This is a genomic window from uncultured Paraglaciecola sp., from assembly GCF_913058035.1.
Taxonomy (GTDB): domain Bacteria; phylum Pseudomonadota; class Gammaproteobacteria; order Enterobacterales; family Alteromonadaceae; genus Paraglaciecola.
The window spans coordinates 1-4,272 of the sequence record NZ_CAJXPA010000269.1 but is presented as its reverse complement, the minus strand read 5'-3'; the positions used below and the strand labels follow the sequence as shown (position 1 = coordinate 4,272).

2 protein-coding genes and 1 pseudogene are annotated in these 4,272 nt (G+C 41.5%); all 3 read right to left on the bottom strand.

Annotated elements, in window-relative coordinates; translation table 11 throughout:
- Positions 1 to 181: 181 nt before the first annotated feature.
- Positions 182 to 823 carry a DUF1566 domain-containing protein gene (locus QZ562_RS19975; RefSeq protein ID WP_293764223.1) on the bottom strand — a complete coding sequence of 214 codons (642 nt, stop codon included), beginning with the start codon at positions 821 to 823 and terminating at the stop codon, positions 182 to 184.
- 625 nt (positions 824 to 1,448) lie between these two features.
- Positions 1,449 to 3,605, bottom strand: a complete 2,157-nt coding sequence (locus QZ562_RS19970; protein WP_293764221.1) for a S46 family peptidase — start codon at positions 3,603 to 3,605, stop codon at positions 1,449 to 1,451.
- Positions 3,606 to 3,811: 206 nt separating this feature from the next.
- Positions 3,812 to 4,272: pseudogene (locus tag QZ562_RS19965) on the bottom strand (transposase); the annotation flags it as partial.

Sequence of the window (4,272 nt, the reverse complement as noted above, 5' to 3'; positions counted from 1 at the left end):
TTTTACGTGACTGAGGCATGACAGACCATCCTTGGTTGTTTGAGTACCTTAAAGATTAGAACATAACGGCTGTTTTGCTACTTTTTTAAAATGGGTGTCTTCTTTAGTTGCTCATGATGGATACTTCTAAGCGACTGAAACATTGTCGCTTATTTAAAGTGTCTGTCAAACTGCAGCAGCTTCACACTGCGCCCAGTTTTGCGCGTTGCCGCCCCTGCCGTTTGCACGCTGCCAGGCCCAGCAAACCAAGACCGAAGATGGCTAATGAACGAAACGCAGGCACCGCGACAACATCTCCGTCTCTCACTGCCCAGCCGTAGTAAAGGCCCTTTTGCTTATTACCGGCGCTTTGAATGCCAGTTTTAGTATTAAAGTACCATGCGCTGGCGGTAAGTGGCGCGTACTCAGCACCTGACCAATAAACAGAGGCTTGTACATTGATAAATAAGTTGAAATTCGCATTGGTGCCACTGAATAATGACGAAACACCCTGCCCTTGAGTCAAACCAAACTCATTGTAAAACAAATGTCCCAGCTCATTTACGGTGCAATTATAGACTGCTAATCCACAAATAGGGTCTGGATTAGACAGTCGCCAATCGTCAAAACTGCCGACACTCAGACTGTCCGCCCAGGCCAACGAGTCTTCCCAGTTCATCTTTGTGCCCGACAGGTTAGCATTTTGCAACCAAGTAATGTTCTGTACGCTGTCATAAATCATACCGTTACCACGGTTAATAAGAGTGGCGTTAGCTAGATTCATCCAACAACAGGTAATCAATATTGCCCCGGCTAAAATCTTATTTAAAGGTCTCATGTTCATGGGTTGTCCTTTTTAGCCCCTTTTCATCAGAACAGGAGCTCTGTATAAAAACCAAGTATTTGGCTCTGCATGATATTATCAATTTATTAACAGCAACTTTTGAACCAAAAATAAATTCTTGATGTTTTTCATATAGCTATCGAACTCATAATTTCAAAAAATTGTGAAGTGTAAAGAAAGCCGACATATTGTGCGCGTTAATAGATTGAAGAAATTATAAAGACACCCATCGTAATAAACCCGAAAACTATTTTTTGGGGTGGCTCACTATTATGGGTGTCTTGTTAATTGTTTATTTCAATTTATGCTATTTCAATTGGTGTTAGTAAAGCTTAGTGCAGAACAAAAAACAGTCAAATTATTATGGGTGGCCTATTTAAGTTGTTCGCAAAAGTATTTAGGGTCAGAGTAAACTTACTAGAATGTGCTAAATTTATTCTGTAAATCAGTTAGTTACTTATTAACAAACAATAAAAAAGAGCTTGCCTTCAGAGATTAATAGCTAAAGTTTACTCTGTCCCTCAGGTAGGTGTCTTCTTTAGATTGGCTAAAAAGCTAGGTTTGAAAATAAGCCATACAAGGTATTTGCTTTTAGCAAGCAACTTGTATGGCTAAAGCCGTCTTTCTATTTAATTATAGTCATTTCATCAATTAGATTGCCGGCATCATCTAAAAATTCCATCAACCACAACATATAGCGTGTATCAACATGGATACTGCGGGTAGTGCGCGGGTCGAAGTCCCAATCTGAGTTGACACTTTCAAAGGTACCATCAAACAGTAACCCAACTAATTCAGCATTAGCATTTAAGGTTGCCGAGCCTGAATTACCACCAGTGGTGTCTAAGTCACTCAAAAAGTTGACCGGAACACTGCCAATCTTATCAAGGGTGTAATCGCCATATTGTTTGTTTTCAATTAAGCTTAACTGCGCCTTGGGTGAATTAAACGGTTCAACACCCGTGTCTTTTTCGACTATGCCTTCTAAGCGAGTAAAGGGCTCATAAATTAGGCCATCTTTAGGAGAGCCGCCCATCACATTGCCATAGGTCACTCTTAAGGTGCTATTGGCATCTGGGTATAGAACCTGGCCTTTACTCTGTTGCCATTCAATAATGGCTTTCATATAATTTGGCTGCAGCGCGGCTAGTTGTCCTTCACGCTCTTTATATTCGTTTTCACGTTTCATTTCTTCATCGTACAAAGCAACGGCAAGCTGCATGAAAGGGTCATCACTTGCTTCTAGCTCTGCTTGAGTCGCTTTCATCATCGCTAGGCGTTCTTCAACTTGGTCAAGGCGAGTGCTTTTGTAATAGACACCTAATTTTGTACTCAAATCACCTGCTTCATCTAGGCCAAGGGCTTTGTCAAATGCCAGCACACGTCGCTCTTTGGGCTCGGCTAAATAATTTGCCAGATACATTTGCCAAAGTGCCATATCAACGGTGGCATCAAAGCGGCGGTCAATCCGTTTCATGCGTTCTTCGATACGCTCTATGTCTCTTTCTTGGTATCCTTGCTCACGCTGTGTATCAGGCTTTTGACTTTCAATAGATAATCGATATAGGTTTTGTGCTACACCCAAAAGCGCAGGACGAGTGGCAAAGCCGTACCAAAATTCTTGTTTATCTGTGACGGCTTTTTGCTTCGCCATTTCATTAAGTTTAGCAATTGATTTAGCCACATCTAGACGACTGCTATCTTTATTTAACCACTGATTCAGCTGAGCTTCGCGCTCTGCTCTACGGTCAACTAGACCAACTCGCTGAGCGCCTTCTAACTGGCCTTTGGTATTTTTCAAAAAGTTATTAAGGCCGGCTAAAGATGACTCATATTTAACCCGGGCGTCACTGCCAACTGGTGCACTTTTTTCAATTGTCTCGATCCATTCAGCGATTATGTCAATGTAAGTAGGATATAACCATGAAAAAACATGCTCGACATTTGACAACAAAGCATAACGATTAGTGGAACCAGGATAACCAGCCACCATCACAAAGTCGCCATCATCAAGGCCTTTAGCCGACACTTTCAAGAAATGTTTGGGTTCATAGGGTACGTTGTCTTTACTGTACTCTGTTGGCTTGCCATTTTTATCAACATAAGCGCGATAGAAAGCGAAATCACCAGTGTGGCGCGGCCACATCCAGTTATCAATATCACCACCATATTTACCCACTGAGTCGGCAGGTGAATAGGCAATGCGCACATCTTTAATTTCAAGTTGCTTAATAAGTTTAAATTCTTTGCCTGAATAAAAAGAGCTGACAGAACAACGGTAGCCTTCATCTTGCTCACATTCAGCGATCAAGGCTTTGCGTCTGTTAGTAATTTCGTCATATCGGGCTTTACCCTGCAAAGTATCTGCTAAGTTGCCTATGACTTTTTCAGTTACATCACTAAACGCCTCTGTTACATAAATACGAGAGCCAGGTGCTGCTGGTAGTTCATCGCCCAACTTCTTAGCTAAAAAACCATTTTCGAGATAATTGTTTTCGGCAGTGCTATTGAATTGCACCGAGCCTCGCGCACAATGATGGTTGGTCACTGTCAATCCTTTAGGTGAAACAAAGGATGCTGAACAACCGCCCAGTGACACAACCGCACCCATAGGAAAACCGGTCAAACTGGAAAGAGATTCTGGAGAAATTTTAAGACCCGTTGCTTTTAAGTCTTTTTTGATAAGGGGGAGCTGTTCGGGCGTGAACATGCCCTCTTTTGCCACTGCCGTTTGCAGGCCAGCTATCAGCATGGCACTTGCCACCATAAATGTTTTTTTCATCGCCATTCTTCTTATTTTATATCGGATAATTAGCCGAGAAATCTAACACCCAATGCTGGGGTTTTCAAACCTTGCTATAAAAATACAGAACTTAAACTAGGAACTTAAACTAGACACCCAAAGTAAGAAAGTATTCAATCTCAACGTAATCAACAAGCATAAATTATTGCAAAGAATAAAAGGGTCAGAGTTATTTTAAAAAGTTTTTAATCATTTTTGTTCTTACGCCATCCTACTGGTCTGCCCCGTTTGCCTTCAATAACTCGCTTCCCTGTAAGGCTTTCGATATCCGCAAAAAAATTATCATTACCTAGAGCTAATCCCTTATTGGTGGCTTGGCGGATATCTTCTAACAACTTACCTTCGATTTGATGTGCAAACAGCCCTCGATACACCAACTGGCGCTCCCGTTCATTTCTACCAAGACGGGTATAAATAGAATGAGGTGTTAACAAATCACTCTTCTTTCCAAGCGCATTACATTGGTAACTTGACCAAAAATAATCGGCTGGCTCATCAACCATGGAGGCTCTTACAGGATTCATCTCTATATAGCGATAAACTTGCATTAGGTAGGTTTCTTCTTGCACCAAACAGGATTTAAAGCGCCCTTCCCATAACGTACCTGTTCGTTTATAACTTCGATTAAAATACATCACATACATTC

What these genes read in the sequence shown, in the direction of transcription:
- QZ562_RS19975 (WP_293764223.1), bottom strand. Translation starts at nt 823, where the DNA reads ATGAACATGAGACCTTTAAATAAGATTTTAGCCGGGGCAATATTGATT.
- QZ562_RS19970 (WP_293764221.1), bottom strand. Translation starts at nt 3,605, where the DNA reads ATGAAAAAAACATTTATGGTGGCAAGTGCCATGCTGATAGCTGGCCTG.